Source organism: Vibrio frigidus (assembly GCF_042465995.1).
In the GTDB taxonomy this organism is placed as follows: domain Bacteria; phylum Pseudomonadota; class Gammaproteobacteria; order Enterobacterales; family Vibrionaceae; genus Vibrio.
Genome location: NZ_JBCDMC010000008.1, coordinates 221,368 through 246,780, shown reverse-complemented (window position 1 = coordinate 246,780; position 25,413 = coordinate 221,368). Strand labels below are relative to the sequence as shown.

General features: G+C 41.3%; 22 protein-coding genes. 11 read left to right on the top strand and 11 right to left on the bottom strand.

Annotated elements, in window-relative coordinates:
• Window positions 1–6: 6 nt before the first annotated feature.
• The 3 genes from AACW90_RS15500 to AACW90_RS15490 all read right to left on the bottom strand — a co-directional run bounded on the left by AACW90_RS15500 (window position 7) and on the right by AACW90_RS15490 (window position 4,056).
• Window positions 7–870 (bottom strand): carbohydrate ABC transporter permease, encoded by an 864-nt coding sequence (locus tag AACW90_RS15500; RefSeq protein WP_347998087.1) that lies wholly within the window; start codon window positions 868–870, stop codon window positions 7–9.
• A gap of 73 nt (window positions 871–943) precedes the next feature.
• Entirely contained in the window at window positions 944–2,293 is a 1,350-nt protein-coding gene (locus AACW90_RS15495) for an ABC transporter substrate-binding protein (RefSeq protein WP_390236131.1), read from the bottom strand.
• A 59-nt stretch (window positions 2,294–2,352) separates the two neighbouring features.
• Window positions 2,353–4,056 carry an alpha-amylase family glycosyl hydrolase gene (locus AACW90_RS15490; protein ID WP_390236129.1) on the bottom strand — a complete coding sequence of 568 codons (1,704 nt, stop codon included), beginning with the start codon at window positions 4,054–4,056 and terminating at the stop codon, window positions 2,353–2,355.
• Between the two features lie 333 nt (window positions 4,057–4,389).
• Here AACW90_RS15490 and AACW90_RS15485 point away from each other — a divergent pair, with 333 nt between their 5' ends.
• From AACW90_RS15485 to AACW90_RS15465, 5 genes are all read left to right on the top strand, one after another.
• Complete coding sequence (locus AACW90_RS15485; RefSeq protein WP_390236126.1) at window positions 4,390–5,727, top strand: glycosyltransferase; 1,338 nt, start codon at window positions 4,390–4,392, stop codon at window positions 5,725–5,727.
• Window positions 5,728–5,891: 164 nt separating this feature from the next.
• Window positions 5,892–6,362 (top strand): hypothetical protein, encoded by a 471-nt coding sequence (locus tag AACW90_RS15480; protein ID WP_390236327.1) that lies wholly within the window; start codon window positions 5,892–5,894, stop codon window positions 6,360–6,362.
• A gap of 307 nt (window positions 6,363–6,669) precedes the next feature.
• A complete protein-coding gene (locus AACW90_RS15475) occupies window positions 6,670–6,939 on the top strand; it encodes a PTS sugar transporter subunit IIB (RefSeq protein WP_275136743.1) in 270 nt (89 codons plus the stop codon).
• Window positions 6,940–6,948: 9 nt separating this feature from the next.
• The gene (ulaA, locus tag AACW90_RS15470; RefSeq protein ID WP_390236123.1) at window positions 6,949–8,205 is read left to right on the top strand and encodes a PTS ascorbate transporter subunit IIC; all 1,257 of its coding nucleotides are present in this window, start codon (window positions 6,949–6,951) and stop codon (window positions 8,203–8,205) included.
• On the top strand, window positions 8,202–8,651 hold the full coding sequence (locus AACW90_RS15465) for a PTS sugar transporter subunit IIA (protein ID WP_390236122.1): 450 nt from the start codon (window positions 8,202–8,204) through the stop codon (window positions 8,649–8,651). Before ulaA ends, AACW90_RS15465 begins: the two co-directional genes overlap by 4 nt.
• 78 nt (window positions 8,652–8,729) lie before the next feature.
• On the opposite strand, the gene AACW90_RS15460 is transcribed toward AACW90_RS15465, so the two are convergent.
• Window positions 8,730–9,182, bottom strand: a complete 453-nt coding sequence (locus AACW90_RS15460) for a MarR family winged helix-turn-helix transcriptional regulator (protein ID WP_390236120.1) — start codon at window positions 9,180–9,182, stop codon at window positions 8,730–8,732.
• A 91-nt stretch (window positions 9,183–9,273) separates the two neighbouring features.
• On the opposite strand from AACW90_RS15460, the gene AACW90_RS15455 reads away from it, so the two are divergent.
• Entirely contained in the window at window positions 9,274–10,422 is a 1,149-nt protein-coding gene (locus AACW90_RS15455) for an Acg family FMN-binding oxidoreductase (protein WP_390236118.1), read from the top strand.
• Between the two features lie 339 nt (window positions 10,423–10,761).
• Window positions 10,762–11,208 (top strand): hypothetical protein, encoded by a 447-nt coding sequence (locus AACW90_RS15450; protein WP_390236116.1) that lies wholly within the window; start codon window positions 10,762–10,764, stop codon window positions 11,206–11,208.
• A gap of 130 nt (window positions 11,209–11,338) precedes the next feature.
• Here the strand turns inward: AACW90_RS15450 and AACW90_RS15445 are convergent, their stop codons facing one another.
• The 3 genes from AACW90_RS15445 to AACW90_RS15435 all read right to left on the bottom strand — a co-directional run bounded on the left by AACW90_RS15445 (window position 11,339) and on the right by AACW90_RS15435 (window position 13,120).
• Window positions 11,339–11,884 carry a carboxymuconolactone decarboxylase family protein gene (locus AACW90_RS15445; RefSeq protein ID WP_390236113.1) on the bottom strand — a complete coding sequence of 182 codons (546 nt, stop codon included), beginning with the start codon at window positions 11,882–11,884 and terminating at the stop codon, window positions 11,339–11,341.
• Between the two features lie 313 nt (window positions 11,885–12,197).
• Window positions 12,198–12,416 (bottom strand): hypothetical protein, encoded by a 219-nt coding sequence (locus tag AACW90_RS15440; protein ID WP_390236111.1) that lies wholly within the window; start codon window positions 12,414–12,416, stop codon window positions 12,198–12,200.
• A gap of 149 nt (window positions 12,417–12,565) precedes the next feature.
• Window positions 12,566–13,120 carry a TMEM165/GDT1 family protein gene (locus AACW90_RS15435; protein ID WP_390236109.1) on the bottom strand — a complete coding sequence of 185 codons (555 nt, stop codon included), beginning with the start codon at window positions 13,118–13,120 and terminating at the stop codon, window positions 12,566–12,568.
• A 348-nt stretch (window positions 13,121–13,468) separates the two neighbouring features.
• Here AACW90_RS15435 and AACW90_RS15430 point away from each other — a divergent pair, with 348 nt between their 5' ends.
• The gene (locus tag AACW90_RS15430) at window positions 13,469–16,678 is read left to right on the top strand and encodes a DUF748 domain-containing protein (protein WP_390236106.1); all 3,210 of its coding nucleotides are present in this window, start codon (window positions 13,469–13,471) and stop codon (window positions 16,676–16,678) included.
• Window positions 16,679–16,972: 294 nt separating this feature from the next.
• Here the strand turns inward: AACW90_RS15430 and AACW90_RS15425 are convergent, their stop codons facing one another.
• Genes AACW90_RS15425 through glmS form a run of 4 tightly spaced genes read right to left on the bottom strand, consistent with a single transcriptional unit; the run spans window position 16,973 to window position 21,511 of the window.
• On the bottom strand, window positions 16,973–18,544 hold the full coding sequence (locus AACW90_RS15425; protein WP_390236103.1) for an AMP-binding protein: 1,572 nt from the start codon (window positions 18,542–18,544) through the stop codon (window positions 16,973–16,975).
• Entirely contained in the window at window positions 18,535–19,740 is a 1,206-nt protein-coding gene (locus AACW90_RS15420; RefSeq protein WP_390236100.1) for a glutamate mutase L, read from the bottom strand. Before AACW90_RS15420 ends, AACW90_RS15425 begins: the two co-directional genes overlap by 10 nt.
• Window positions 19,737–21,101, bottom strand: a complete 1,365-nt coding sequence (locus tag AACW90_RS15415; RefSeq protein WP_390236098.1) for a hypothetical protein — start codon at window positions 21,099–21,101, stop codon at window positions 19,737–19,739. The genes AACW90_RS15420 and AACW90_RS15415 overlap by 4 nt, the downstream gene beginning before the upstream one ends.
• The gene (gene glmS, locus AACW90_RS15410; protein WP_390236096.1) at window positions 21,098–21,511 is read right to left on the bottom strand and encodes a methylaspartate mutase subunit S; all 414 of its coding nucleotides are present in this window, start codon (window positions 21,509–21,511) and stop codon (window positions 21,098–21,100) included. Before glmS ends, AACW90_RS15415 begins: the two co-directional genes overlap by 4 nt.
• 281 nt (window positions 21,512–21,792) lie before the next feature.
• Here glmS and rraA point away from each other — a divergent pair, with 281 nt between their 5' ends.
• The 3 genes from rraA to AACW90_RS15395 all read left to right on the top strand — a co-directional run bounded on the left by rraA (window position 21,793) and on the right by AACW90_RS15395 (window position 25,209).
• Entirely contained in the window at window positions 21,793–22,272 is a 480-nt protein-coding gene (rraA, locus tag AACW90_RS15405) for a ribonuclease E activity regulator RraA (RefSeq protein WP_390236094.1), read from the top strand.
• 390 nt (window positions 22,273–22,662) lie between these two features.
• Entirely contained in the window at window positions 22,663–23,196 is a 534-nt protein-coding gene (gene mog / locus AACW90_RS15400) for a molybdopterin adenylyltransferase (RefSeq protein ID WP_390236092.1), read from the top strand.
• Window positions 23,197–23,604: 408 nt separating this feature from the next.
• The gene (locus tag AACW90_RS15395; protein ID WP_390236090.1) at window positions 23,605–25,209 is read left to right on the top strand and encodes a BCCT family transporter; all 1,605 of its coding nucleotides are present in this window, start codon (window positions 23,605–23,607) and stop codon (window positions 25,207–25,209) included.
• Window positions 25,210–25,413 lie beyond the last annotated feature (204 nt).

Sequence of the window (25,413 nt, the reverse complement as noted above, 5' to 3'; positions counted from 1 at the left end):
GATTATTTACCACTTCATGATTTTTTTGATATAGAACCAGATGAATACGCACAGGACACCAAGTTGAATGACGGAGGTTGCCGCCGCTAATCCTTGGTCAATAACGCCTGTGAATGCTTGGTAGTACGTAAATATTGGTAATGTCTGCACATTGGGTGCTAACAGGTACACATCCTCGAAACGGTTAAGGTTCCAAATGAGGCGCAGCAATACCACGGTGGCAAGAACAAAATGGAGTTCTGGTAACGTGACATGGAAGAAACGACCTATAGGCCCGTAACCGTCAATAGAAGCGGCTTCATATTGATCACGTGAAATTGAAATTAATTTGGACAAAATTAACATGTACGCGATGGGCGCGTGTTTCCAGATGTCAAAGATCACCACAACCCACAAGGCTGAATCAGGATCACCAATAAGGTTAGTACGCTCGCTCCAAAGGCTAAACACATCAACCATTAAGTAGTTAATAACCCCGGAAATAGGGTCGAACAAAAACTGCCAACCAAAGACGACAGAGATGACTGGTGCGACATAGGGAAGCATAATTGCAGCATTCACCAGTCCCCGGCCTTTAAATGGTTCACGCAGCAATAAAGCCATCGCTAAACCGAGAAGCGTAGTACCAACGACGGTACCAAATAGATACAAACCGGTTGTGCCGATAGCCGAATAATAATCCGGATTTGAGAGAAGTTTTGTGTAGTTTTCTAACCCGACAAATGCTTTGTCACCATTTAGCTGAACATCAAAAAAGCTCAGGTAGATGTTATACACAAGAGGGTAAAGAATGAGTAAGCTAAGAATCACAATAGTTGGCGCGACTAGCTTCCAACCAAACCTTGCTTCAGCTCTTTCTAATGGAGTCATGAGTTTCCCTTGAGACGTTTTTCTTGCAACAAATGTGGGGCGACAATGTACCCCACACTCTATTTGACGATGATTACTTAGCAACCACTTCCTGCATCTGCTTTTCAGCCCAATCTAAAGACGCTTGTGTGTCTTTATTTTCGATTGTTGCGCTATAGATCATACGAGGGATGATCTGTTTTGCAAAGATTTCGCCAGATTTAGGGAACGTTTTACCGTCTACAACAGAGAAGTTTTTGATGTTGTCAAAACCCGCGACGATCTCTTTAATCGATTCTTTTCCGTATTGAGCAAAAATACCTTTTGGATCGTTCAGGAACTCATCTGTTTCCGCAATATCACGAAGCATAGGTAGATGACCACCAACCGCCATGTGTGAATAGGCGACAACCTGATCTTTCTCGTTCATGTATTCAATGAACAATTTCGTCGCGTCTACTTCTGCTTTGTTGTCATTTTTCATCACGGTGAACCCGACTAAAGTACCGAATGATGAAGGCGATGATTTGGTAATGGTGGTGGCTAAACGTGTATTTTTTGCGAGTTTAGGGTCAAAAGCAGCCCCTTTAAGATCACTAAAATTTTCAGAGCTTAGCGAGCCAGCAGCGGCTTCTGCAAGGGCGATATCGTCAAGGATATAGGACGAATAGAAGAACATCGCTAACTTACCTTGTAAATAGTAGTCACGTGCACGCCATGTTTGTGGCCCGGGAGGATTATACTGAGAAAGTGTTTTGTAGAAATCGAGCACTTCAGCTTGGGCTTTGGAATTAAAGACGAGTTCGCCATCTTTATTAAACTGTCCAGCGTCATTTGAAAGGGCAAACTGGGTATAACACTGCTCGGCATAGCTATCTGCTTTGGTACCGATAAGAATACCGTATTGGTTTTCTGTTGGCTTGTAGAAATGCTTGGCGGCTTTTTCAATCGCTTCCCACGTGGTTGGTGGCGCTAGGCCTGCGTCTTTAAACCAGTCGGCGCGGTACCAAATACCTTGTACCCAACCTCGATAGGGAACGGCGACATACTCCTTGATGTCAGGATTTTCGACAAGAGTAAGTGCGCCATCATAGAAGCGTGATTTACCAATGCTGTTAATAACATCTGTATTTGCAGTGGTATCAACAATGCCTTCTTCAGCAAAGGCTAAAGACAAGTTAGATCCGACTTCAATCATGTCAGGTAGTGTGTTAGAAGCGGCCGCAGCGGCAATCTGCTTCGGCATGTCGTTTTCGTCAACCGCAACAATTTTTACATCGATACCTGGATTTAATGCTTCAAATACATCCGCCATGATTTCGATGGTCTGAATTCGGTCTGATTGAGTTTGCGTCGTCCAATACTCAACAGTGGTTGTATTCGCTAAACTCGGAAGAGCCAATCCAGCTGCTGCGAGTCCGAGGGTTAGAGTTTTGAGTTTCATCGGTCTATCCTTTTTTGATGTTCTTAAGTTATTAAAGTCGTATCTATAACGTCGACATTCTATTTGTTGTTGCTTAGCCACATCACTTGGTAGGGGGCAAGCGTTATGGTTGTTTCTACTCGTTGGTCGGAAATTAAATCCCTATTTAATTGAGTGAGTAAAATAGAGGTTTCTAGTTCAACGGTTTCATCACTAATGTTGATAACAACCGCGATTTGCTCATTACGTACGAATGTCATTAAACGGGAGTCAGTTTTGACCACTCGCTGCGATGCATTCGGCATAAATGAAGGTTCATTTTTGCGCAAAATTAATAAGCTTTCAAAGCGCTTCAATACTTGATGACGCCTAGTCTTCGGGTCATTTAGTTCACTTATGACGGTGTCCGCGTCCAGTTTCTCGCGATTAATTGCTCGGTTATATCCAAGAGATTCTAGACCGTCGATGTCATTTTGCGACCCCAATAGGCTGTGAATATAGAGTCCTGGAACCCCCGCTATGGAGAGTAGAATAGATTGTGCGGCCATGAAACGATTTAAGTTGGTTTGTTCGTCTGCTTTACTATCACGAACGGCATCGAAGTAATTGATGTTTAATTCATAAGGACTCTGTGTCCCGTCGCCGTTGTCTTTATAAGAGACGCGTCCACCGTTGCTTTCAACGCCTTTAAGCAACCCTTGGACTTGTTCTTTATTGAGAATTCCTTCTACTGGACGAACGCCAATACCATCATGTGATGCGAGGAAATTAAAAAATGTGGTGGTGTCAGAGCATGGCTCTAAGCTTGCCATCCAATCAACAATCTGGTCACTTGTACCGGTTTGGATAGTGTGCAGCGTGAGCGGTGGTAGAGGGAATTGATAAACTAGGTGTGCCTCATTCTCTCCATTGCCAAAATAACTAATATTGTCTTTATGCGGTACGTTTGTTTCGGTAATGAGTTTCAAATGTGGAGCGACAGCGCCAAGGATGGCACGCATTGCCTGAATGAGAGCATGAACCTGTGGTTGATGTAGACAAGGTGTATCAAGTTCTTTCCACATAAAGCCAATGGCGTCAAGGCGAATAAAGGATGCGCCTTGTTCGACATAAAATAGCATTAATTCAACGATTTTTTGGAACACCTGTGGGCATCGGAAGTTGAGATCAATTTGATCTTCACTGAAGGTCGTCCAGACATGTTTTGTGCCATGGGCAGTCTCAAACGCCGTTAACAAAGGTAACGCTCTTGGTCGAGTAACTGAACTATAATCTCTGTCTGGGTTTGCCTCGACAAAAAACTCACGGTATTGTTCTTCACCTTTTAAGTAGCCCTGAAACCAATCGCTTGATTGCGAAATATGATTAATAACGCCATCGAACATCAACTCATAGTCATTGGATAGGGCTTTAACGTCGGCCCAATCGCCAAGGTCTGGGTTTATTTTCCAGTAGTCAATGACGGAAAATCCGTCATCCGAGGTGTAAGGGAAACAAGGTAAAAGGTGCACGGAAGAAAGTAGGTTTTTAGCATGGTTATTGAGGAAACGATGTAACGTTTTAAGTGGTGCTTCTCCTGCTTTAACTATTGAGTCACCATAGGTAATGAGCATGATGTCGTTCTGGTCTACCCAATGTTTCTTATCTTCTGGATTTTGAACGCCAGATGCAACGCTGATTAGCTGTGGAATAAGTTGCGAAAGCTGTGCTGGAGAATAGACACCCGCAAGAATCTGTTGCAAATCTTTGGTCGTATTTTTTAGTGCGATGTTTTCTACTGTCATTTTTGATATACCACAATATTTTTGGGTTCTAAGTCATGAACGTATAAGACATTTGCCTTTACAAAACCGGTTTTGTGTTTTAAGAAAAAATAATGAGAACGAATCTCATTGGTTTTATAAAGGTAGTCATGCTTGCCTAATTATAGTCTAGTACAAGTTCGTTTGATGGTTTATTGCGCCAAATCACACTTCGGGAATTCACCGGAACCGGTTTTGGTGATTGTGAAGTGTGTCACTAATTTTGAGGCTAACGATTGGCAGATGAGTATGTAGACTCTAACCTTGCTTTACTAAAAACACGATTAACTTACCTACGCATAGATTGGATATTCGATGAACATACTGTTAGCACACTTTCGAGTGGGAGAAACCGATGGGGTTTCTTTAGAAATGGATAAATGGAAATGGGCGCTTGAGGCAATGGGGCACAAAGTTTCTTATTTAGCTGGCAGTGCGGGTAGTTGTGAGGCGGACTTAATTCCTGAGCTTCATTATCTTGAACCATTTAACGACAAAATCATTCATAACGCATATGTAGAACGAACCGATTTTGAGTCAGAAGATGATTTGCTTGAAGCAATTGAGACCCGCGCGACTATTATTGCAGCAAATATCATTGAGATCATTCGACGACGAGATATCGATGTTGTGGTTCCAAACAATATCTGGTCGTTGGGCTATCATCTTCCTGCGGCGATAGGCCTAATGAAGGCGATTGAGCAGACCCAGACGAGGGTTATCTGTCATCACCATGATTTTCATTGGGAAAGGGTTAAATACTCCAATCCGACGTGCGATGGGATCGGCAAATTACTGGCGTCACACTTTCCTCCAAAGCACCCATTGGTTGAGCATTGCGTAATCAACAGGATTGCTCAAGACGAGATTAAAAAAAGAAGAGACATTGATGCCACGGTTGTGCCCAATGTGTTTGATTTCCATAACAGTGACTGGAAAATTGACGAATACAATCAAGACCTAAGAGGCCGATTTGGTATACGCTCGAATGACGTAATGTTTTTGCAAGCGACGCGTATTGTTGCTCGAAAGGGGATTGAACTCGCGATTGACTTGATAAACCAAATATCACATCAACGGACATACTGGGAAGGTAAAACTCTTTATAACGGAGAGGTTTTTTGCCAGCAGAGTCGTCTAATCTTAGTCTTTGCTGGTATGTGTGAAGAGGAGCGTTATCGCCGTCTGTTGAAAGATAAAGCACAAAGTATAGGTGTCGAACTTCTCTTTATCAGCGATTGGGTCGGTCATTCACGCGATGAAAGAGAAGGGCAAAAAGTGTATTCGTTGTGGGATGTATATTGCCATGCCGATATTATTACCTATCCAAGCTTGCTTGAGGGGTGGGGTAACCAGTTCCTTGAAGGTCTGGTGGCTAAGGTGCCAATGGTAGTTTATCGCTATCCTGTATACGATCTCGATATTGCTAATTATCAGTTCGACATTATTGATTTAGGCAATACCCACGAAATCGACTCGCAAGGTTTAGCTTATATAGAATCTAATAAGCTCGCCCACGCCACGACAGAAACTATAACCTATCTATTTGATAGCGAAATGCGTAGCCAGCGGATGAAGAATAACTATGGCATTGGCGAACGGAATTTCTCGTACCTTGCGTTAAAGGCACTTTTGGAGAAAGTGTTTGTTTGAAAATTGGACGATTTGTCCTTAGTTTCACTATCATTAGAAGTGTATCAGTCTATACTTATTGAATAATCGTTTTACCAAAATTGCGAATGGGTGTAAATTAATTGGTTCAAACATTATTCATGTAGATAAGCATAAAGATGCAAGAGAGAAAAATAGTGAAGAAGATGGACGCTCCGCTAGATATGCAAAATGGAGCCAGATTTAAAACAAATAAACATGGATATGTGACAGTAGTGGAATATTATAATTGCCACACGGTCATTGTGACGTTTGAAAATACAGGCAACATTCGAGCAATCAGCGCAACAAAATTAAGACGAGGTAATGTGCCTGATAGATCAGTGCTACCGGAATCAATAATGGTTGGAATCAAGGTCGAATCAGTCAAGCATGGATCACTTATCATCACTAAAGTTGAATCTGAAAATATTGTTGTTCTCGCGAATGAAAACAATGAAGAAATTCGCATGTTGTTACCCGCCGTACAAAGTATGATAGATAAAGCGGGTGAAGCCGACCTAGATCATGTTGATTTAGATAAGCCTACCTCATTAAAACAGTTAACCAAACGAAATAAGAAAGCCAAAGACGTAAACCGCTTATTTAAGAAAATATTGTCTGATTATGGTAAATAATTGAACATAAGGCTACATCTACGATAAATAGGTAAAATGTTACACTAACGTTGCCTTTATTAACTCTTTTTCCTGATTTTTTCCTATATTCCCCGTCTGAGTTTTCAACTAGAAGCTTGTTGATTGAATCAATAAGCTTCATTATTTTGACCGTGCACACTTAAAATATGTGATCTATTTCACAAGGTCATTGTGACTTTGTGATGGGGATCCTGTTTGATTTGTAGCCATTCTTGTATGCTTTGCTCAAGGCCTTACAAAAACAAAAATATATATTTTATTTAATCCAATGAGAGACAAAAATAACATGAAAAAAATCTTGGTTGTATGTGGAAACGGTTTAGGAACATCTCTGATGATGGAAATGGCTGTAAAAGAGGTGGTAAAAAAACTTGGCGTTGAAGCCGAAGTAGATCATGAAGATTTGTCTTCAGCTGCCTCTAGTAAAGCAGATATTTGGGTTGCAGCATCTGATATTGCAAACCAGTTAGAAGAGGCAGGAAAGAAGAATATAATTAGTTTAAAAAATATCTTTGATAAAGAATCTATCGAACAACAATTAAAAACATTTTTGTAGGGAAATATCATGACAAACTTTTTTGAATTTATGCTTGGCTTATTAAAAGAGCCGGCAATTATGGTTGGCCTAATTGCATTTGTTGGTCTTGTTGCTCAAAAGTCCGACGTATCAACCATATTGAAGGGAACAATTAAAACCGTAATGGGATTCTTAATTCTCGGTTTTGGTGCGGGTGCATTGGTCGGTGCACTGAATAACTTTTCAGTTGTATTTACAGAAGCTTTTGGTGTAAGTGGCGTTATTCCAAATAACGAAGCGATTGTGGCATTGGCGCAAGAAGCGTTTGGCTACGAGATGGCTTTAATAATGTTCTTTGCTTTCGTTGTTAATATTATATTGGCCCGTGTTACTCCATTAAAATACATTTTCTTAACCGGCCACCACACTATGTTTATGTCAATGTTGGTCGCGGTAATCTTATCAACATCTGGAATGACAGGTGTGGCGTTAATTGCCGTTGGTTCTATTCTGGTTGGTTCTTTGATGGTTATTATGCCTGCACTTGGTCAGAAATATACTGAAAAAGTGATGGGTACAGACCAACTTGCTATCGGGCATTTCTCGACTCTCTCCTACATTGTAGCTGGGTATGTTGGCAGCAAATTTGGTGATACTTCTAAAACAACAGAAGATATCCAAATGCCTAAGAGCCTTATGTTCTTGCGTGACACGCCTGTTGCGGTTGCGACAACTATGTCAGTATTTTTTATGTTGGCGTCTATTTTTGCTGGCGGTGAGTTTGTATCGACGGTATCTGGCGGACAAAACTGGGTTGTATTCACTGTGATGCAATCGCTTATTTTTGCTGGTGGCGTTTATATTGTTCTTCAAGGTGTAAAAATGCTGATTGCCGAGATCGTTCCAGCATTTAAAGGTATTTCAGACAACCTTGTACCGGGTGCAAAACCAGCGCTAGATTGCCCTATGGTATTCCCTGTCGCTCCTAATGCAGTGTTAATTGGCTTTTTGTGCTCGTTTGCTGCTGGACTTGTTGCGATGGGTATTCAAGGTTTGTTCGGTTGGACAATTATAGTTGCCGGTGTGGTTCCTCACTTCTTTGTGGGTGGTGCTTCGGGTGTTTATGGTAATGCGACTGGCGGTTTACGTGGTGCTATCTTGGGTTCTTTTGCTCAAGGGCTGTGTATCTCATTCTTACCAATGCTATTGCTACCAGTGCTTGGTGGTTTAGGGCTAGAAGCCACAACGTTTGCCGATTTTGACTTTGGTGTGGTTGGTTTGATTCTTGGTTGGATCGTTTCATGAGTCTATACGACTTAATTGGACGTGACGGCATTGTCGTCACTTCAGAAAAGAACCTGTCGGTGGATTCTGCACTAGAGTTGACGTGCTCTGTATTACTCACAAGAGGTGATATTGAAGCGAGCTACTTAGACGCTATTAAAGTTAAACACAGAGAGATTGGTGCGTATTATGTTTTAGCACCGAAAATAGCCATGCCTCATGCTCGTCCAGAGGACGGGGTAAATAAAGCGGCGTTGCAAGTTACTGTGTTTAAAAATGGTGTTGATTTGGAGTCGAGTGATAACGGCGATGTTTATCTTGCGATTACTCTAGCGGCAATGGATTCTGACAGTCATATCCATACGATTATGGCATTGTCTAATCTGTTTCAAAACGATGATGATATTGATCGTATTATCGCTGCGAATGACGAATCCGAAATAATAAAAATACTACAAGCCTATTAAAGGCGACTAGATTAACAATAACAAACCTAGCATCGTGAAGTGATTCTTTATGAGCTAGGTTTTTTGTTACTGATGGCTTCATTCTCGATGTTCATCTAACCACGTTTTCAACTTGTCCACTTTACTTAACATCTGCTGCATCTCTTTTTCATCCCAATCTAGAAAACAGGCGTCTAATTTAGGGATAAAACTCTCGCGAGCATTTTTTACCTTCTCCAAGCCGGCGTCATTAATAACTACCCATTTTTTTCGGCCATCATGGTCGTCTTTTGTGATGTCAATAAGACCGAACTCGGCGAGCCTATTAATTACTTTGGTTATGCCAGGCTGGTTCATCTGCATCACCTGGGCGAGTTGACTGACCGTTTGTGATCTTTCCGGTTGGTGAGAAAAATGATTGAGCAAATTGAATTGAGATTGATTTAATCCTATTGGTGCTAATGCCTTAGCGATCCAGTGGTCACTAAGTTGATGGATAATACCTAATGATATGAATAAGTTAGTGTATATCTCTTGCTTGCTTTTGGTCATGACGTAAAAATACCTTGTAATACATTCCATGGAATGTATATAATCATTCCGTGGAATGTATATTATCAGTGTATTGGATGGAGTGAAAGAGATGAACAGAAGAAATTTTATAAAAGTGATGGGAACAGGGGCTGTCGTTCTAGCAGCAACTCCTCTTTTACTCGACCAAGTAAATGGTATGAAATCTGAATCGTTTAGGCCAAAACATACCTATGATGACATTAGGAAAACACTGCTAAGTTATGCGATGTTGTGCCCAAATGCTCACAATAAACAGCCGTGGAAAGTAACGCTGCATGGTCAAAATGAAATCAAACTCTTTGTTGACACAGAGCGCTTATTACCTGAAACCGACCCTGTCCATCGTCAAATTCATATAAGCCAGGGTTCATTTATCGAAAGCCTAGTTATCGCAGCAACTTATTTTGGTATTAAAACGGACGTGGATTACTTCCCTGAAGGGGAGTATGACAATCAAAGCATAGCAGCGCTCCCAGTGGCCTCAATCAAGTTAACAAAACAGACGGATATTCAAACAGACCCATTGTTTACCCAGCTACTAAGTAGGCAGTCGAATAAGACACCTTACACTGATGAGAAGGTGCCAAAGTCTGATAGGGAGAAGCTTGAGAAACTCGTTGAAGACAGCCCGTTTTCGTTGCGTATAGTTGACGAGCCTTCGGATAAGAAAAACATGGCTGAATTTGTCATTGAAGCGATGGAAATAGAGGAGAAAGAACGAGCGAGGAACATGGAAACTATCGCCATGTTTCGTTTTAATGATGAAGAATTTGCAAAGCACCGAGATGGATTCGGTCTGCCACAAAATGGGATAGTTGGCTTGAAGCGTTTGGTTGTTGAATCATTTTTTATGAATCGAACCCAGACAGAAAACGACCCCTCTAGTTTTGGTAAAGAGGGGGTGAAGCTAACGCAGAATGTCGCAAATAGCACCCAACATTTTGCGTTACTTTCGAGTCAAGATAATAGCCGAAAGACACAGGTAGAAATTGGACGGCTATATAACCGCCTTAATCTAACAACATCGGCATTAGGTATTGCGCAGCACCCCATGAGCCAAATATTGCAGGAGTATGAAGATATGTTGCCTTTGCAGGCGGAGTTTAAAAAACACTATTATGTGCAAAACCATGAAACCGTGCAGATGTTATTTCGTCTAGGAAAAGCGAAGGCAACGCCGTTATCACCAAGGCGAGAAGTACAAGCCTTATTAGGGTAAATACCGTTGCTACATACACGGTTTCGCATCATTTCTATAGCAGAAACAATTGGCATTTTCTCATATCGTATCGGCACTCACTAATTCGCATTGGTAATCATTTATAAATTGCCTGTGTAATCCATATCCATATGAATAATGTATATGTGTAACAACTGTTTACCTAATTCTGGTATGTTGTGCGCTAAATTGAGATTTGTCCGAGAAATACGGGACGCTATTGACGAATAAACTTGGCTAATACTGAGGATATAATCAATAATCAGTGTTTAGATATCATATTTTGGGGAATGACAGTCGGCATGAGCGTCTGTATCAACGCATCTAACCGCTAATACTATGGAAAAAATATACGGAAAAATTCTGCAGGCTTTGCGTCCCGGCAATCAAACAACATTTAGTTCACCAGAGATACCCGGTGTGAATTTCGCAGTTTTTGTTAGTGAGCGATTTGATGTGCTCTCTATCACGACAGAAATTCAAGGGAATCCGTCGACTATTCGTGTCGGTGTTAATTCACAAACCGAATTAGTATTAGATGAAGAGATCGATTCATTTGAAGCAACGATTGCGGTGAGTATTTATGGAACGTTGTACAAAGAAATGATGTTACCGGTTAAGCATAACCAATCTGAAAGCAGCGGATCACTACTAACCACTTTTAGATTATGTTTACAATTTATAGAAGAATTTGTACCAATTTTAGAACGCTTTATCGATGAGGTACTGTCATCAAAAGCGATTGAGTTACATAATAAAGCGGTTGAGCAACGATCTTGGGAGTAATTAATATCCTCTTAGATTATGTTTAATGATAAACACAATTTTAACAAAAAATAGCCAGCAAAAGGTTGCTGGCTTGGTAATAAAGTCGAAGGCAGTGGACTTTTATATATCGAAGATAAAATCTACGTATCTATTTCCAAAGTAATTTATCGAACGCTTTGTCTACTGGCGTATTTGCTAAATGGTTAGTGTAGTTACTCATAATTTTCTGAGATAAACCCAGCACAATTTCAAGCAATTGGCGCTGACCATAACCAGCAGCAAAAAAGGTTTCAATATCCGCATTTGAAATCACGCCTCGATCACGCACCATTAACAATGTTGTATCGTGAAGAACCTGTAGTTTGTCCGTTGTCATTTTTCCTCTGTTGCGTAGTGCTTCAGTTAACGTTGGGTCGACGTTCATCATGTTTGCTATTCCAGTGTGTGCCGGTACGCAATAGTGACATTCATGTTCAACGTTAATCGTCTGCCAGACAACAGTGAGCTCTTCAGCATTGAATGAGGAGTCAGAGAACAATTTGTGTAGTATTTGATAACCCTCCAACAATTCCGGCGACTCAGCCATTACGGCATGTAAACCAGGAAGCATACCGAATGCTTTTATTGAACCCTCTAACAATTTCTTGCTTGCTTCAGGTGCCGTTTCTACAGTGTGAAGAGTAAATTCAGTCATGTTTTTATTCCTTGTCATATAGCCAGTCAAAAGTGATGTAACGATGGTGATGTACGTAGTGCATATCATGTTGATGTGAAGGACTATATTATACAATGAACGAACGTTCAATAAATATTTGAACAATCGTTCATTTTTATTTTATTATATTCATCAGGGAATTTTATTCCCAGTTGATTAGAAACTATTAATAGGTTGAAGAAGCAGGAAAAATTAAGCGCTACTGGATAAGAAAAGAGGGAGATGTGACCTAAACGTTTAATAATAAAAGGCGTAAAGAAAAATCTTTGCGCCTTTTATAAGGTAAAATTGACTAATATCTACCATTGTCTAAAGGAAACCATTGTTGTTCAATGTCGTCTAGTAAATATAAATGTCCGTCAGAATACTTAAGTTCGAATGACCTTTGTTCGCTATCAATATAAGCGAGCCTAATGTCATTTGGTATCGCACTTGTTACCAGTAAATGATTAGGTTTAACGCTAGTGATGTCGATAAATCTATCGAATGCTTCTTTAACTTGATATCGCATATCCCCTCCTGAGAATGAGATCCTAATCAAATATAGATCACATATTTATATTCAAATGTGACATAGATCACCTTTGTGTTTGAGGCGACTGGAATGTAATTGTGCAAAAATAACGCGATCCAATTTAGGTCTGCATCTGACATGACGAGCTAGAGGCTGATAGCGCCAATAGCTAATATTATAAATAGTCCAGCCGTGATTTTTCGAATCAGCACGAGTGGCAGTTTATCAGCAGAGAGTTTACCAATCAGAACCACGGGGACATTAGCAAGTAACATACCGATAGTCGTCCCGAGCACCACTAACGTAAGGGCATCGGAATACTGTGCACCAAGGATAGACGTTGCAATCTGAGTTTTGTCTCCTATTTCTGCTATAAAGAAGGCGATAAAACTGGCAACGAAAGGCCCTTTGTTCGATATGCTTTCGTCTTCATCTAATTTATCAGGGATAAGTACCCATCCAGCCATCGCTAAGAAACTAACGGCGAGAACCCATGTGAGCATTTCAGGGTTAATATAATCCGCTACTACAACGCCTAAATAGGCAGCTAAAGTATGATTTGCAATAGTTGCTAAGAAAATAGCCGCAATAATAGGGATGGGTTTTCGGTATCGACTTGCAAGTAACAAGGACAGAAGTTGGGTTTTGTCGCCGATCTCGGCTAGTGCTACGGTGGTGATAGATATGGCTAGTACACTCAAAATAATCTCTGATAGGGTGGGAATTATAAAACCTAAGACAACGCACACCTCCCACCTCGGTTAGTGTTCATTGTCTATGGTCTCACTAAATTCGATATAAACCGAATCTTGAACGCCATGATGATTTTGCATCAATTATGTTGACGGACAAACCATTAACGCGACGAGGCGTTTTGGCAAGTTACTCCCCAAAGACGCTGCGGATATTAATGGTAAAATAATTTTATTGCAACACCAAAATAACGTTGGTCGCACTGGTTTAACCGTACGCTATAGGATAGAGTTATATTAGACTTACCTTTAATGCATTTTCTATAGATGCGTTGTATTCAGAGTATGGATTACTGTATGAAAAATGCCTTTGCTAGTGCCCTCAATCGTTTTAAATCTGCTTCGAAGTTGATAAGAATTTGTACTTATGTATTAGTGAGTTATGGCATTTATGTTGGACTGTTAGGTCTTGTCGTGCCTGCCGTTTTACAATCTCAAGCACCTAAACAGTTGACAGAAATTCTTGGACGAAAGGTCGAAATTTCAGAAGTTAAAATTAACCCGTTTTTGCTGCGAGCGGAAATTAATGATGTGGTTATTGCAAAACGAGATGAATCGAGCGCCTTTGTAAGTATTAAGCAATTAAAGATAGAATTTAATTTTTGGCAAAGTATCGTTAGTCTTACGCCGACCGTAGAATACCTGACGGTTCAAAGCCCCTATATTTTTCTTGCTCGATTAAATGGTGAGAAGGAAAAGACGACCTTCAATTTTAGTGACATAGTCCAAAGGCTGACGGCTAAGCAAGCAATTGATCCAAGTTCTGATTTGGAATCCGCCGTAGACGAGCAGGAAAACAAACCGACATCCGATAAACTGTTTGCCGCAAAAACACACTCTATAAGTTTGAACAATGGTCAGGTCGATTTTGAAGACGAACAGACAGGAGTAAAACTTGGGTATCAGAATATCAATTTTAGCCTCAGTGAGTTGGATACGACCGCATTTACACTAACCGCACCCCCAGTGATAGAATCCAACACAGAAATACCACCGATCAACTCAATTGCCAATATCTATCGTTTGGGGATGACCGGGATAGATCAAAGCCAGTTGCAAGTGAATGGCCAGTTTCAACTCCAACCTTTGGAAATCAGCGGTGATATAAGCTTAGCCAAGTTGCAGCTTGCGCCACTTTGGCCCTTTACTGAACATGTTATTGAGGCCGAATTGAGTTCCGGTGAAACGAGTTTTACTTCTAATTATCATCTTAAACAAGACAATGTTCAGCTAGGGTTTATTGCGAGTCAGGGGCAGTTTTCGTTAGCGGATGTCATTTTCGACTATAAACAAAAACCAAAACTGAAACTACCGACTCTAGAGCTTACTGGCATATCAGTTGATACCACTTCCCAACTTATTGACCTAGAGAAGCTCTCGCTAACGGGGCTTTGGATAGACGGTGATCTGAGTAATAAGGGGCTTGATTTACAGCGTCGTTTTACGGCGAAGGCAATAAATACACCGCCTTCCGAGAAGGATGACTCAACGAGCAAAGAGGCGTCAACGGAAAAAGAAACGTCGGTATTGAGTGCAGATGAGACTCGGGGTCCAGTTGCTGAAGATAAAGAGTGGTTGGTGCAACTCAATTCATTTGATATGCAGCAGACGGATATCAACCTCAAAGAAGGAATGGTTAGTGATGGCGTACGTTGGCGAGTACATCCGCTCAACATTAGCGTCGGTCCCGTAAGTAGTGATCTTAGCGCTCCAGTCGATTATACCTTTGATTTTGGGATTGGTTCAGAGATTAATAAGCAACCTAGTCGTACGAGAGGAACCTTTAGTAGTCAAGGGAAATTAGATATAAAGGCGCAGGAGATAGCCAGTCAGGTGCAATTAACTGGTTTAGAGTTGGCTCAGTTTCAACCGTATTTGGATCCACATCTGAATATTATATTGAGTAAAGGTTCCCTCAGTACGAAAGGTGGGTTTTCTGCGAACAGCCGAGGAAAAGCGGTTTATACGGGGCAAGTGGCGATAGACCAACTGCTGATTAAAGATGTTTTGCAGAAAGAACCGTTATTGAAATGGAAAAAAATGTCTATTGATTCGTTGATAGCCGATCAGGCGGATAACAGCCTTAAGATAAAAACTATTTTACTGAATACGCCTTATGCCAAGGTGATTGTTGCCAAGGATTTACGTACAAACATCGGTGCAGTTTCTAAGTCTAGCGCAGAAACAACAGAGACGGCGGCGTCGGCTCCACAACCGACATTAAACGCAACTCAGAAAGATAAACAGAAAACCGCGACGTCGAATAAAACAAATGGTTCAGATCTCTCGGTGGATATTGGAAAGATACAGATAGTTAATGGATCCGCATTTTATGCAGACTATTCACTTACGCCTAATTTCGCATCGGGGATTGAATCGTTAGAAGGCTTTATAAAGAATATCTCTACAACACCAGGTACCAAAGCGTTAGTCGACATAAAAGGTAATATAGATAAATATGCACCGGTTTCGCTAGTTGGAGAAATAAACCCTCTTATTGAATCCCCTTATCTCGATCTGGATTTCAGTTTGAATAGCGTCGAGTTAACCTCGGTTAATCCTTACTCTGGGACATACGCTGGCTATTATATCGATAAAGGGCAGTTGTCGCTCGATATCAACTACCGCCTTGAAAATAACCGATTAAAGGGCACCAATCACGTCGTTGTTGACCAGTTAATACTCGGTAAACCGAGTGAGTCATCGTTGGCGACAAGCCTGCCAGTTACACTGGCTATTGGATTACTTCAGGATGGCGATGGGGTGATTGACCTTGGATTTGACGTCAATGGTGACGTAGAGAGCCCTGAGTTTAGCTTTGGTGGTGTTATTCTAAAGGCGTTAGTGAATATAGTGACCAAGGCGATTACTGCACCATTCTCTCTGCTTGCCAATTTAGTTGGCAGCGATGAAGAGCTCAACCTGATTCAATATGAAGCAGGGATTTCAGTGTTAGATTCCTCGGGACAAGAGCGATTATTAAAGCTTGTCGAAGCCCTTAATGCCAGACCTAACCTGCGCATCAGTGTTGAAGGGGCAGTATTGCTTGCAGAAGATAGTAGAGCTTTGGCAGAAACGAGATTACAGAACAAGCTTTTGAAGACGAGTGGCTTACCTGAATTACCAGCCGATTTCAGTGCAAGTCGAATACCAAGTACGGGTGGTTTGCCTGATGCTCTGCAAACGTTATTTGTACAAGAGTTGAAGCTGGACGTAAATGAAGAGCTAATTAAGGTTGAACAAGTTTTAATCGATTCAAATGAAGGCGTTGAGGTCACCCCTGAACAAATCACGACAACACTGCACATTGGTATGTATAACCAATTACTCAATGCTCAGGAGATCAGCGATACCGATTTGGGCGGCCTTGCGGAAGAGAGAGCAAGAGCGGTTAAAACATTCTTAATTGAAAATGAGATAGACCCCGGTCGTGTCTTTATTCTTGATAGTAAGAGTAAACTTAAAACTGAACAGAGACAGGCGCTGATGACAATTGATGCGGGTTAGAGTATAGAAGGGTTCTTATCGTGTTATTCAAAGCCACCTGTTTATAGGCAATGCCGTTCGGTTAACGTTATCTAAACCTGTCATCTCGATTAAAATGGGCCTATTTTCACGAAAACCAACGTCATCCCCATGAAAATGGGGATCTAAGATTCCCGTTTTCACGGGAATGACGAAGTATTTGGCACTAACCGAACGGCATTGACCTGTTTGTAGGTGGCTTTTTTATTTGTGACTTTTTTGATGGTCGGTGGAGTGACAATCATGTTGATCACAAACTTACTTAGTTTGGTATTATTAAACAGCAGAAAGATCCCGTTTCAATGCCTCTTTGTTTACTTGATTCTTATCGTTTTGCATTAGTGGCATAAATTTCTTATAAACCACTTTGTTAGGAATCATATAAGAGGCAAGGTGTTTGTTTAGTTCAAACAGGATCTCTGTTTCACTTATCTGACTTGGGGCAGAGTAGACCAAAACAATCTCTTCTTCGATAAGCTCATTCTCTAATCCAAATACGGCACAACGATCGATGGCAGGGATGTTTTTCTCAACGACAGACTCCACTTCAAAAGGAGAGACGCGGTAGCCCCGAGTTTTTATCATGTCGTCGTTACGAGAAACGAAGTAGAAATAACCCTCCTCATCTTTATAGACGTAATCACCGGTGGCAACAACGGTTTCATCGACCAGTTGGCCCTCTAGGTTGATGACATCCTTCAGTATTGAGACAGACTTAAAGCGTTCGGCCGTCTCTTCCGGTGCATTCCAGTAACCTTTATAGATATAACCTCCACGGTGGATAAGTTCACCCACTTCGCGTGGTGCGCACTCTTTTCCATCTTCGCTTATCACATATAACTCTACGTCGGGTATCGGCTTACCTATAGAATTAGGGCGAATTTGTACCTGTGAGGGGTCAAGATAAGTGGATCGGAAGGCCTCGGTGAGTCCGTGCATTGAATAGAAATCGGCATTACGGAAAGTGCGCTTGCAGTCGTCTATCATTCTAGCCGTGACGTTACCGCCTGAAGAGGTAATGGTTTTCACTCGATCAAACAGTTCGGCACTTGGAATACGAGTGGATTCTTCATCAAACATCTGAGAAATATAGACGGGCATGACAGGGAGCACCGTTACTTTGTCGTCTATCAGATGGTTAAAGAACTCTTCCGGTAGAATAAAACGGTGCATGGCTAAAGTCGCTTTCTTAATTAGCGTACAGAATAGTTGGTTTAAGCCGTAATCTAGATTGAAGAACAGTACTCCAGAGATAACGTCATCGGTTTCTAGTTTTAGATACTGAGAAACGACTCTCGCGGAATCGATAAGATTACGATGCGAGATAACGATGCCTTTTGGTGTTCCAGAAAGACCGAAGGAGTAGGTGATGACCGCTGAGTCGTGGCCACTTATATCGCACTCATAGGGCTTGTTGTAGTATTTGTATATCTCTTCAAAAGAGGCGATCTCTTTATTAGCGGTATCATAAGAGATGACATGGCCGTCAAAATCGATCTCTTCAATGCTTTCTAACTTCATATTATCGGTAATAATACACTTGATATCACAGTCTTTGATGATGTACTTAACCTGTTCAGGTTTAAGCATTTTACTCATCGGCACCAAGATATAGTCGGTTGAAAGTACGGCGAGATCCGCAATCATCTGCTCGATGCGTTTATTAGAATAGATACCAATGCGGGTGTTTTTAGGCAGGCCAAGTTCCTTCAAGTACAGCGCAACTTGATTCACCTTTTTAAACAATTCAGCGTAGGTGAGTTGACTGTCGTCTAAGACGATGGCGGTTTTATCTGCATGCGTCTCAACGGCGCTTTCTAGTAGGCTTCGAATACAGTTTATTGACATTCTAATTTTCCTTTTGCACCAAGAGTCCAGATATCATAATTGCTGTCTAGGATGGTGACGGGCTTATGGTCGGACGTCATGATTTTTTTATAGAAAAAGGCGATGATGTCTTCTATCTCTTCGGATGAGAGCACTTTGGTAATTCCGCCAGTGATCACAATAGAGTTAATCGCCAATAACTTGAGATTAATATAGGCTTTTCGATAGTGTGAAATTTTGCATAAGACTAAAAAGATGGAAAGCTGCATCAGAATCTTCGTTGCTTTTTCACTTTGCTCCTCAAAGATATTCTCAGTGACTTTTAGGTGCATCAACAACTCATAAACGAATTCATTGTTTTGTGCAGCGAAGATCAAAGACTGTTTAGACTTATAGACCCCGAGTTTTTTAAAGACCAGACGGTCGTACTCGTTTTCTGTCACGATGTTGCCGTCAATGACGAGGTCTTTGGAGTAATGAATATCTGTCGTAGCACCACCGATATCAAGCAAAATAAATGGGTCGACAACAGAATAACTCGCATCGACATAAGGTAACGCTTGGTTAACGATATAAGGTGTCGAGTAGATCTGATTAGAGGTGACCTGATATAGACCTTTGATATCTTCCTTACCTTCAATATCGAGTTGATAAAGATTGGTGAGATACTCTTTAAGGTTATCTTCAACGATGTGCAATCGATCGTCGACAATGTTCGGTAAGGTGACCAAACCGCCCACTTTTTCCGTGAGCGTTAGCGCGTCCGGTTCGTTACCAACGAAGACAATGTTGGAATAGTTTAGCTGCTCTAAATAGCGATAGAGTGGCTCGCCAAAGATACCGCCATTCGCGTTAATCCCCCCCACAACAATCACAACGTCTACCAAGTCACTAGGAATCGAATAATCAGCGATGTTTTGGTAGAGAATAGTATCAATGATGTTGATACCGGAGTTAAAAGCAATATTCGTAGCATATTTTAGTGAGAAGGAGTTGGTGACGCCGATAATTAACGTGCTTAAACCGCCATTCGCGGACGAGCAAATATGGACATCTTCTTTCTCATATTGGCTGACTCGTGAGCCGCACTTGTGCATCAAATCATCAAGTATGTCTTTGTTGAAGTCTCGGAAATGTTGCTCAATCTGTTTTGAATCGGACACCTTAAAGTAGGTACTACCGATATCAATAAATAGTTTGTCTACGTTCTGGCTCATTGCATAATGCCTATGTCATGAATTATGTCGTTAACGATGCTGGTGGTGTCTTTATTGAGGTCGCATTGCGAGCGCTCATATTCAAAACAGCGATCTGGGATTGGTACGCCACCTCGGTCGATGATTCGGATATTTTTGTTGGCATCACGAATAGTTATCATCTTGTTGTGGTTAATAATATGCGGAGAAAAGGGCACATCGATTATCCCGCATTTAATGCAGTTAAAGGCTTTTCTCCAGAGTGTATCGGCTGGATCGTTAAATACGGCATCCATAATTGCCATCACTTCGGCTGTTAATATCTCTTCTTCTTGCTCATCAACGATATTCGGCAATCCGTTAAGTATACGGAGTGTATATTGCGTATCGGCAACAGTTTTTGCATTTGCCTCTTTTGTTGGAATACCAACGGCTTCCTCACGTGTTTTGGTGATGATTTTGTCTGCGCCGACCATGGATGCAATAACTGTCGACATGTTAATCAACTGCTCTGCATAGCTTTTGTTAGTTGGGAAAGCGCCCATCCATTGGTGATAAACTAAATGAATACTGGCATCGCTACAACCAATCGCTTCTGCGTAATGTCTGGCTAATTTTTTAATGACCGCGCCAGTGACAATATCTTGATTCATCGAACCTTGCTGCGCGAACGATACAGAAAAAGACTTAACCCCTTCCTCCAACGAAAGCAGCATCTCTAACAATTGAATAACGATAGTAATAGAAGGTGGCACTAAAGTGGCCGTTAATGGGCCAAACGATTCGCGATTAATCGGTTCATTAAGCTTAGAATAATTCGCGCAAACACGTTCTACATATTTCCAATACATGAACGCTTTATCTAATGGGAAGTTCTTTGAATAAGGCAGTAAATAGGTAATTGGACCGCCTTCAATTTCAAAAATACCTGAAGCAATGGCTGTTTCGATAAGTAGCCTCGCATCTGGTGTTCCGTGTCGTAGACTGACCGGTTTATTGAAATGCGTGATCATTTTACGTGTGGTGCGATAGCCGTGGTTCACCAACGGATAGCCGTTAAGCATATCTACGTCATTTTCTTCACTAAGGCGAAGCATTTTTTTTGCTGTACCATAATCGTTAAGACGGGTGTTTGAATCTATCGTAAGAGGAAGCACATCGACGTTTGCGTTAACGAAAAACTCATTCAGAGCGAATTGTTTTTTATAGGTAGGAAAACCACCGCGAGGCTGAACGAGCATTTTCTCTTTTTTCTTGAAATGGTGAGAGATAAACAGTTCTTTGCTAGCGTTTGTGACGAATTCATTTACTTCATCAAAATCAAAGGTATCGACGTACTCATTGCTGAGAATTATCTCACGTTCTTCTTGAAGCAGGCTCATGCTTGACCTCTCCTTTCTATAAACTGTTCTAAAAGGTCAAGGCCAGTATTAAGGTCGATTTGGTGACAAACCAAGTCAAAGCCATATTTTTTGTACTTTTTAACAATTTCATCTGCGTCACCCGCACCCACCGTTAGGTTGCCACCAATCATCATGATGACGTCATCCAATCCTTTATAGTGAGATTTTAACGCTCTGACTTCTCGACTCCATCCTTCTGCTTCACCATTAAGTGAAGAGATGAGCAGTACTTCGGCACCGGTCTCCACAACCGCGTCGAAGAATTCTTCTAGGTGCGTATTCACACCCAAATTAAACACTTCATACCCTCTCGCTTCGAGCGAGAGTTCAATGAGCCGGTTGGCCACAACGTGGATATCGTTGCCAACTACTCCAGTCACTACTTTCATAAAAAACCTTTCCTGATTTCCGTATTAGGATTGTCTGTCTGTTTGGATGGCTGAATTGAAATTCTGCTCGTATTTATACCAATGTTCATTAGGCGTCTGGACATCTTTTTAGATCCAGTTGCTTGCAGCATACCACACTAAAAAAAGATGTAAAAAGAGTGGGTGTCCAAGTGCCAATAATTTTTTACTGAGCCAGTATATTGGGGTTACTTGGCTATATATGAATGCTAGAATGCGAAATGAACTTAAAAGTCTAAAATTGATAAAAACAAGGATGATTTATGGAATTTTTTACCGCAGATATCTGTGATGAGCACCCAGAAAGAACACGTGTTTTGGGTGCTGGGTACCAAAATTTTGGTGGTGCTGATAAATGTCAGGGTGACGTTGTCACCATTAAGTTAAACAAAAACAATTCAGATCTGATCACGCTTCTAAGAGATGAAGATGGCACAGGTAAGGTTGTTGTTGTTGATGTAGACCAAGAATACTTTGCTGTTGTTGGTGAAAACCTAATGAAATTTGCACATAACAATCACTACGCTGGCATCATCGTAAATGGTTATATTCGCGATACGTTTCAAATCAAAGACATTCCGGTTGTTCTTTATGCTTTGGGCACCTGTTCAAGAAAATCTATTCCTGTCACCTCTGGCGAGAGAGACGTTCCATTGTCGTTTGGTGGCATTGAAGTAAAAACGGGCGACTATCTGTATGCAGATACCGACGGTGTTATTGTTAGCGCTGAGAAGATTGTTTAGCCCTTTATTTATGTAGCATTAGATAAAGAACGTTGAATCCCTGATCATGACAAAATGAGCAGGGATTTTTATTTTCCACCACTAAATTACTGCCTATAATTTTGAAAAATTCTACGAAATAAAAAAGGCCCGATGGTTAAGTAATGCTGTTCGGTTAGTGCTAAATACTTCGTCATTCCCGTGAAAACGGGAATCTTGGTGAGTTTAGATCTCCATTTTCATGGGAATGATATTGGTTTTCGTGAAAATCAGTGAGAAAGCGACAAAGCATGAGGTAAAGGCGAATAGATACTTCTCATGGTGGACTGATTTTTCTCTTCCAAGGTTTATCCTCTCGACTTAATTCTTTACACTTGGCCTTCAACAAGAATTTAGCCAAAGGGACAACAAATGACAAAAGCTAAAATCGGTATTGTTACGGTCAGCGACCGAGCAAGCGCGGGTGTATATGAAGACATTTCTGGTAAGGCAATTATTGAAACTCTGAATGAATATTTAATTTCTGAATGGGAACCTGTCTATGAAGTGATCCCAGACGAACAGGATATTATCGAAGCTACATTGATCAACATGGCTGATAATCAGAATTGTAGTCTGATTGTTACAACCGGAGGCACAGGACCGGCAAAGCGCGATGTCACTCCTGAAGCAACAGAAGCCATTTGTGATCGTATGATGCCTGGTTTTGGCGAACTTATGCGTGCTGAATCGCTGAAATTCGTTCCAACCGCTATTTTGTCACGCCAGACCGCTGGTCTTCGTAATGATACTTTAATTGTAAACCTACCTGGTAAACCGAAATCCATCCGTGAGTGTCTGGATGCGGTATTCCCTGCGATACCTTATTGCATCGACCTGATGGAAGGTCCTTACTTGAAATGCAACGAAGAGGTTATAAAGCCTTTCCGTCCTAAACAGAAATAACCTATTTGTCCTCGTTCCTGCGCTCTGGCGTGGGATCGCTAAGTAGTGTATGCATTCCCACGCTGGAGCGCGGGAACGAGAAATAGTAGATGTTATTCGAAGTATTTTCTTCTTCTGAAATTCGTAATTTGGAAATGTCCAGCAGCGTTTTATAGTCGAGACAGTTGGTATCCATAGCTCAAAAATCCCCCATTAAGTGAGTTGCAAGCAGTGGTTAGATAACAGCCGAACAGATAGATTTGCACCATTTTGTGTTACAGTACGCCGCTTGGGATTGAGCAAAAGCCATTAATCACCTTCAGCGGAGATTATTATCATGTTTATATGATGTGGCTAGCTAATCAAATAGTAATGGATATGGAGTTGCTCCTTGTATTCGTTGATTCGGATATGTGAACATCATAATTTATGATTTTTAAATCAAAAAAATACAGTATTGATTCTACTGATTATCAAGTTGGTCAAGATAACATCAGTAAATGGGGTATGGACTTCCATAACACCGTTTTCGTCGCCTCAGTCGGCTTGTCTATTCTCTTTATTGTCACCCTTCTCGCATTACCGCCAGCAGATGCAAAAGCCGCTATCGATTCCATTAAGGGTGCGGCGCTGTCAAATTTTGACTTCCTCTTTATGTGGGGAGCCAACATCTTGTTAATTTTTGCCATTATTTTAGCGTTTTCACCTCTAGGTAAAATTCGCTTAGGTGGTGAACATGCTACTCCGGATTATTCAAAAGCATCTTGGATTTCGATGCTATTCGCCGCAGGTATGGGTATTGGACTCATTTTCTGGGGGGTTGCAGAGCCAACGGCGTTCTTCACCAATTGGTTTGGTACTCCACTTAATGCAGAACCTTACACAGAAGCGGGTCGTGAATTGGCATTAGGCGCAACCGTCTTCCACTGGGGCTTACATGCATGGGCTATCTATGGTATGACCGCACTTTGCCTTGCCTACTTTGTTTACAATAAAGGGTTGCCACTCTCAATGCGCTCTGTTTTTTACCCCTTGTTGGGTGATCGAGTTTGGGGCAAAACGGGTGATGTAATTGACATATTAACGGTACTGGTTACCTTGTTTGGCCTAGCGACGTCTCTTGGTTTAGGGGGCACGCAAGCGGCTAGCGGTATCAGTCATGTTTTTGGGATAGAAAATAACATCTACCTTCAGCAGTTCATTATTGTATTGATTATGGGCTTAGCGATTGTGTCTGTTATGCGTGGAATGGATGGTGGCGTTAAGTTTTTAAGTAATCTGAATATGGTTATTGCGTTTGTATTTCTTGGACTTATTGCTGTATTGAATTTCACTACAGTATTGGATTCTTTGGTTACCGCTGTGACGGGCTATGTGAAAAACATTCTTCCGTTGAGTCAAACTTCTGGCCGCGACGACACAACTTGGCTGCACGGTTGGACTGTGTTCTATTGGGCATGGTGGGTCGCGTATGCCCCTTTCTTTGGCATGTTCGTAGCACGTATCTCTAAAGGACGCACCGTTCGCGAGTTTCTTCTTTGTGTAATGCTTATCCCGACATTGGTAACAACAGCTTGGATGTCTATTTTCGGTGGCGTTGCTATTGAACAGGTGATCGACAAGGTGGGGCAGTTAGGTCTTGATCAAGGTATTACGGATGTCTCTCTAAGCTTATTCTATATGTTAGATGCTTACCCGTTTGGAAATGTTTTATCCGTTATCGCGGTAGTACTGATTATCGTTTTCTTTGTGACAACATTAGACTCGGGCTCTATCGTTATTGATGGCATGACGGCGGGTGGTAAATTAGAAGTGCCGGTCAAACAGAAAGTGGTTTGGGCTGTTATTTCTGGTCTTATCGCAATGGTTATGTTGTGGATTGGTGGTACTCAATCTATTCAAGCTTTGCAATCCATCACCATTATTGCTGCATTGCCGTTTACGATTATTCTGTTGTTGGGTAGTGTGAGCTTACTTAAAGGGTTATTGACGGAAGTGGATAAACCTCAGAAATTGACTAATCAAGTAAACTAATCTCCCGTTTAACTCTTTACGGTAGTTAATCGTTAGATGAATAATTAAGCTTACAGTCAAACTCTCCGGTACTTCGTGCTGGGGAGTTTTTTGCTTTTTAAAGAAAGAGAATGAAAGCCGTAATGGAGTGAGATTTTCAGTTCTAACTTTGAGTCTAAACTTTAGTGCACTTGTTCCTGCGATCCTGCTAAGTGTAGCGGTGTG

Excerpts from the sequence above, each read along its gene's own strand:
- AACW90_RS15500 (WP_347998087.1), bottom strand. The coding sequence starts at position 870 with ATGACTCCATTAGAAAGAGCTGAAGCAAGGTTTGGTTGGAAGCTAGTC.
- AACW90_RS15495 (WP_390236131.1), bottom strand. The coding sequence starts at position 2,293 with ATGAAACTCAAAACTCTAACCCTCGGACTCGCAGCAGCTGGATTGGCT.
- AACW90_RS15490 (WP_390236129.1), bottom strand. The coding sequence starts at position 4,056 with ATGACAGTAGAAAACATCGCACTAAAAAATACGACCAAAGATTTGCAA.
- AACW90_RS15485 (WP_390236126.1), top strand. The coding sequence starts at position 4,390 with ATGAACATACTGTTAGCACACTTTCGAGTGGGAGAAACCGATGGGGTT.
- AACW90_RS15480 (WP_390236327.1), top strand. The coding sequence starts at position 5,892 with ATGGACGCTCCGCTAGATATGCAAAATGGAGCCAGATTTAAAACAAAT.
- AACW90_RS15475 (WP_275136743.1), top strand. The coding sequence starts at position 6,670 with ATGAAAAAAATCTTGGTTGTATGTGGAAACGGTTTAGGAACATCTCTG.
- ulaA (WP_390236123.1), top strand. The coding sequence starts at position 6,949 with ATGACAAACTTTTTTGAATTTATGCTTGGCTTATTAAAAGAGCCGGCA.
- AACW90_RS15465 (WP_390236122.1), top strand. The coding sequence starts at position 8,202 with ATGAGTCTATACGACTTAATTGGACGTGACGGCATTGTCGTCACTTCA.
- AACW90_RS15460 (WP_390236120.1), bottom strand. The coding sequence starts at position 9,182 with ATGACCAAAAGCAAGCAAGAGATATACACTAACTTATTCATATCATTA.
- AACW90_RS15455 (WP_390236118.1), top strand. The coding sequence starts at position 9,274 with ATGAACAGAAGAAATTTTATAAAAGTGATGGGAACAGGGGCTGTCGTT.
- AACW90_RS15450 (WP_390236116.1), top strand. The coding sequence starts at position 10,762 with ATGGAAAAAATATACGGAAAAATTCTGCAGGCTTTGCGTCCCGGCAAT.
- AACW90_RS15445 (WP_390236113.1), bottom strand. The coding sequence starts at position 11,884 with ATGACTGAATTTACTCTTCACACTGTAGAAACGGCACCTGAAGCAAGC.
- AACW90_RS15440 (WP_390236111.1), bottom strand. The coding sequence starts at position 12,416 with ATGCGATATCAAGTTAAAGAAGCATTCGATAGATTTATCGACATCACT.
- AACW90_RS15430 (WP_390236106.1), top strand. The coding sequence starts at position 13,469 with ATGAAAAATGCCTTTGCTAGTGCCCTCAATCGTTTTAAATCTGCTTCG.
- AACW90_RS15425 (WP_390236103.1), bottom strand. The coding sequence starts at position 18,544 with ATGTCAATAAACTGTATTCGAAGCCTACTAGAAAGCGCCGTTGAGACG.
- AACW90_RS15420 (WP_390236100.1), bottom strand. The coding sequence starts at position 19,740 with ATGAGCCAGAACGTAGACAAACTATTTATTGATATCGGTAGTACCTAC.
- AACW90_RS15415 (WP_390236098.1), bottom strand. The coding sequence starts at position 21,101 with ATGAGCCTGCTTCAAGAAGAACGTGAGATAATTCTCAGCAATGAGTAC.
- glmS (WP_390236096.1), bottom strand. The coding sequence starts at position 21,511 with ATGAAAGTAGTGACTGGAGTAGTTGGCAACGATATCCACGTTGTGGCC.
- rraA (WP_390236094.1), top strand. The coding sequence starts at position 21,793 with ATGGAATTTTTTACCGCAGATATCTGTGATGAGCACCCAGAAAGAACA.
- mog (WP_390236092.1), top strand. The coding sequence starts at position 22,663 with ATGACAAAAGCTAAAATCGGTATTGTTACGGTCAGCGACCGAGCAAGC.
- AACW90_RS15395 (WP_390236090.1), top strand. The coding sequence starts at position 23,605 with ATGATTTTTAAATCAAAAAAATACAGTATTGATTCTACTGATTATCAA.